At 42.8% G+C, this 4,235-nt stretch carries 5 protein-coding genes and 1 pseudogene; all 6 read right to left on the reverse strand.

From position 1 onward, the window contains the following. Positions 1 to 317 precede the first annotated feature (317 nt). Entirely contained in the window at positions 318 to 953 is a 636-nt protein-coding gene (locus F6K57_RS38120) for a hypothetical protein (protein WP_293073668.1), read from the reverse strand. A gap of 110 nt (positions 954 to 1,063) precedes the next feature. Beyond that, positions 1,064 to 1,552 carry a hypothetical protein gene (locus tag F6K57_RS38125; protein ID WP_293073671.1) on the reverse strand — a complete coding sequence of 163 codons (489 nt, stop codon included), beginning with the start codon at positions 1,550 to 1,552 and terminating at the stop codon, positions 1,064 to 1,066. Positions 1,553 to 1,637: 85 nt separating this feature from the next. Beyond that, on the reverse strand, positions 1,638 to 2,270 hold the full coding sequence (locus F6K57_RS38130) for a hypothetical protein (protein WP_293073673.1): 633 nt from the start codon (positions 2,268 to 2,270) through the stop codon (positions 1,638 to 1,640). A 36-nt stretch (positions 2,271 to 2,306) separates the two neighbouring features. Next, a complete protein-coding gene (locus F6K57_RS38135; RefSeq protein ID WP_293073676.1) occupies positions 2,307 to 2,594 on the reverse strand; it encodes a hypothetical protein in 288 nt (95 codons plus the stop codon). A gap of 167 nt (positions 2,595 to 2,761) precedes the next feature. Continuing rightward, entirely contained in the window at positions 2,762 to 3,559 is a 798-nt protein-coding gene (locus tag F6K57_RS38140) for a hypothetical protein (RefSeq protein WP_293073679.1), read from the reverse strand. Beyond that, positions 3,547 to 4,235: pseudogene (locus F6K57_RS38145) on the reverse strand (hypothetical protein); the annotation flags it as partial. The pseudogene F6K57_RS38145 and the gene F6K57_RS38140, both read right to left, overlap by 13 nt.

Here is a 4,235-nt window from a genome sequence, read left to right on the forward strand (position 1 = left end):
ACTTCCCCACCGCCCTCGCCATCAATATCCTGGTTATCCCAAAAGTTGATCAATGCTCGTGCAGTGGGGCCCCTTAGACCGAGCCCGGCCTCCCTGCGTTTCGTTCCGCTTCGCTCCACTACACTCCGGTCGTCCCGGCTCTAGACCCTGGTAATAGAAAACGAAGTGATTCTGTTTTAGAGAAAATTATTGACTCCGCTCCGGGGGATGCACGGGGCTGGTTACTGGTGATGCCAAGTAGTTGATCGGTTTCCCAGCGCCCCGGCACCCCCTGCGCTCCGTGCGGGAGTAAGGAGTAGTGGGTTAATTCTTTTGCATTACATGTTGCAAATTATCCAGCTAAAGGATTTCTTGTTCCAGTTCCTTTCACTTGCTTCCCAGTGAATACAATCGTTGTTTTCCCAATAATTAATACTAGAAGACAAAGATGGATTCACGGCGCACGGAAGTGGTTCTCCTTCTGCATAATATTTACAGCGAGAGCAGCTTTTGATTTTTTGACGAGGCTGACGCTGACAAGGATTCTCCCTGACAGGAAAAGTGTGATTTAAATCTAGAGTTAAAATGTTATAATTGTCTTCCCAAGCTAAGGTTGGATAATCAATCAAATAGTATCCTTCGGTTTTCCAATCATCACATGATTCAATGACACCTATGTCTCCGGGGGGTAAACAATAATATTGTGATAGATACTCGCATGTAGCTTTAAGCACAAAATAATTGTCGTAATACTCAGGGATGTATTTTGTCTGATATCCAGGGAATATCCAAGCTTCCGAATCTGTTACTTTGCACAATAAACTACCTCGATATCTTACAAATAAATAACCTTTTCTGTAACCTACATTAATCTCTTGAATTAAAGTAGTTAATAAAGGGTCTTTTATGTCTATTGACAAAAATGCGATTATGTCTTCCTTGATTTCACTATGTACAAATGAGATTATACTCATGCTTGTTTCTCCTTGGGATTTTTCCTAGTTACAATTTAGGATAGGTTGTCTATTGGTGTGTACTGCGATCGCCTTTGACGCAGCTTACTATTGGGTTAACTTAAATGAAATTAAAAAAGACTTAGCTGTTGGAATTGTTCATTCCAAAGCTTCGACGGTTCCCACCATATCAACGCCCATCTTTCCTCTTTAACAGATGGCACACTGTGGAGTTTCTTGGAATCAAATTGATAGATAATTCCACGCTTACAGCTGTACTCTAAACCATCAATAATGAATAGATAGTCAGTGCTACTTAGTACAAACGCCTGCCTCCCATATATTGATGCGTCCCGATGAAGCCGAACGCCTCCTCCTTTGCCGTACTTGCAAAGTAAAGATAGTTTCCAATCTGGACAAAATATTGATGCTAGCTTGTCCATTCTCTGGTCATAATGTGCTTTAATAACTTTCGGTGGTTTGACATTAACTAGCTTATAACCAAGTGGAATTACTAGACGGTTATAATCTTGACTGTATATGCTCTCTTCGAGCATATGCTCTTTTGATTCACACCATTCAATAAATGGCTTCAGCTCTACTCTTCCAAGCTCTTTCATACAACTACTTTGTGCTAGATTTAGGGGATAAACAAATCAAAGCTAAGTTCTGTGATCACATATATCTGATCACAGAACTTATTAATTAATCGTGATAATTAGATAGAGATAGATTATCTACATAATCCCTTTCCTGTTCATTATCATTTTTTTCATTCGTCTGTGATTGAGCGAAAATCTTTTTGACAGTAGCTTGGGCAGTACCATCATGATAGAAATATTTCCCCAATCCAAACAAAGAAGCTGCACGCCGAAAAGATTGTGCTGAAGCAGATAATAATGGTCCACCATATGCTTTAGACGATACTGGTTCTGTTCCAAAAGCATCTCGGGAGAAACTTCCATCAGAAGCATGTATGATAAGTGTAGTTTTAACACATACTTCTGAACCCATATAATCTGCTTGATCTTTCTTTTCCCACCCTGGACAAATATAATCAAAGATGGCGGAAAGTATGTAAACTTTGATGTACGGAACCCTTTTCAAGACAACTACCTCATTATTAATCTTTTTGGTGATTGGTTTAAGACTGATAAGCCCCAAAGGTATAGGCTTAGACAAGTCAGCTATTATTTCAGATAATGTCCGCTCTCTTACCTGTGTAGACTTTGCTTGACAAGCCGCAATACGTAACTCCCTTAAACTGGAAGGTAAATGTAAGGAACTCTTTGAGTAATTCTGAGTATCAACTTCGGGATTCATCTTTAAATTCTCCATGGTTCGCATTAATTTTCTCGTCGATTACTTGGTCTATCAAAACTCTGTATTTGTGGAGTTCAAGCTTGCCCAGTGCTTGTCTAATTTGGCATTGTGTTTGCCAAAGACAAAACCTGACATATACCGGCAGTTTTTTCGACATACTTTTGAGGAATGGCAAACTTGCTTGGATTGGTTGAAGTAATCGCAGCGGCCTTTCCAAACCCCCAGATAACCATCCTCATAGCCCCTTTCCTGGAAAGAGAGCATGGTTTCTGTAGCAAAACCATCTGTCTGATGGATCTTCGACTCTTGCTCGAAGTCCAACGATTGGTCATATAGCATAATATTGAGTTAAGTCTCTAATTTGACTGACAACGGGAGGAATCTCTTTGGTTCTGGCTTCCTTCCGTTTATATCTACAGTATACTGTAGATATAAGAAAAAATCAAGTTATTTTATCGAAAAATATTTCCTTGGAGCACTGTGTATCACATGCCCTTGCCCTAGAATTAACGATCGCCCCTAACATCAAGAGTTATCTCAGCAGTTATCACCCGGTTTGTTTGAGAAACAATCTTCACCCGTCTCACCCGACCAGCATAGGGTGATCGCACCATACTCAATTCTGCCAGCTCCTTCTCCACTTCCTGAGACTGCTTCACCAAAGATGCCAGTTGGTACTGCTGCCGCTGCAAATTAGTTTGATACTTCATCATTTCCAGAGAATGCCGGTAAATCTGCTGTTGGTAACGAGTTTCAGCAGCATTTAACCGAGCAATAGCAGAGTCGATCGCAATCTGTGTTTTGATGCGCTTTTCCTGTAACCGTTGTCGTTTCTGGATTTTATCTTGGTCGTGGATGACATTGAGATAATCCATCTTGAAGCGGAGGGGTGGAGCTGCTTCAATTTCCATTTCGACCAATGCTAAATCATTCCGAGCCTTTGCGATCGCAGCCTCCTCCTCACTGAAAGAAGGTGTTGGCGGTTGTTGGATTGGGGGTAACGGTAAACTCATCTGATTGATCGCGATTTGCAGCTGGTTCCGTCTTGCTTCCAGTGTTTTTCGTTGAGCAGTGCGGTCCGACAGAGTTTCACCCACCTTCACCCTGTCCCCCTGCTTCACCTTGATGTCTTCCGGTGCTGTTACTGTTACGTTTATTCGGTGCCGCTTTGGGGCAGTGGGCTGAATCTGTGTAACCGGGGTAATGCCATCAGGTACTGGTTCAACAGAAACTTGACTTGGACTAGCTGCAACCAGCATCGTTGCCGTAATACCAATCCCGATTAAGTTAGTTAGCCATTCCATAGTCCTACTGCTGCTGGTGAGATTATCTTTACGCTTAGATTTCCCACAGCGTACTGATCAGTCAACTTAGTGATAGCTGTAGTCAGTGGACAATAGGTGAATTTTAGTGTCGAGCCGCTCACGCTAACAGTCTGAAGTTGATTAAGCTGTGCAGCTGGTTTCACATCTTCGGGGAAATCTACGGCTACCTGGCCATTAACGAAAATCGCAGCACCAGGGTATTGTGCTGCCAGCTGCTGTAATCCGGGAATAGGATCTTCATCGTCCCAACTCAAAGTCAAGACCGTGGTTTGAGCTGGTTGACCAATATTGGTGGTCAGCTTAGAGATAGTAATCTGCTCCCCCGTCTTATAGATACCGTTTCCATCCGTTACGATGAACTCACTTCCAGCAGTATCGATAATCCAGTAGCGGCCAGAGGCATCAGAGCGATCGCTAGCCCAGACACCAGTAATTTCGGCATAGATATGATTAGCGCTGGCATTCTGGTTGTAAGTGGTAATCGCACCATCCCTCAGACCAAGACTTTGAGTAACTTTGGTTGTAATCCCGCCACCATTAGCCAACCAGATACCAATCATTAGTAACGCTGTCGCACAAGCTAGCACCCACAGCTCAGCAGCACCCCCAGTTTTAATCCGTCGTCTGGGGTTGCTCACAGATACAGCCCAAGCAA

The sequence above is a fragment of the Moorena sp. SIO4A5 genome, assembly GCF_010672005.1.
GTDB lineage: Bacteria > Cyanobacteriota > Cyanobacteriia > Cyanobacteriales > Coleofasciculaceae > Moorena.